The sequence below is a fragment of the Vogesella mureinivorans genome, from assembly GCF_007644035.1.
Lineage (GTDB): Bacteria > Pseudomonadota > Gammaproteobacteria > Burkholderiales > Chromobacteriaceae > Vogesella > Vogesella mureinivorans.
Genome location: NZ_VMTV02000574.1, coordinates 1 through 271, shown reverse-complemented (window position 1 = coordinate 271; position 271 = coordinate 1). Strand labels below are relative to the sequence as shown.

Sequence of the window (271 nt, the reverse complement as noted above, 5' to 3'; positions counted from 1 at the left end):
GCTTGATCAGCACCAAGAATATACTCTACACCGACCGCTTGTTTCTGATTAAAAAGAATTTTATTGGTGGTTGCATGGGTGACAATGGTTAAGTTTGGTCGACCTTTCGCCAAATCCAAATAACCACGCGCTGTACTTGAACGACGACCTTTTGGTGTTACAGTGCGGTCCATTGGACCAAAGCCTTCTTGTTGATAACCGTTCAAATCGTCAGTACGTGGGTAACCTGCTTGTACGCCTGCTTCAACCATGGCATGGAACAGTACATTGT

1 protein-coding gene is annotated in these 271 nt (G+C 45.0%); it reads right to left on the bottom strand.

Translation table 11 applies throughout. From position 1 onward, the window contains the following. The coding region (locus FLQ44_RS14615; protein ID WP_206208906.1) for a GMC family oxidoreductase N-terminal domain-containing protein at nucleotides 1–271 on the bottom strand (271 nt) is incomplete at both ends.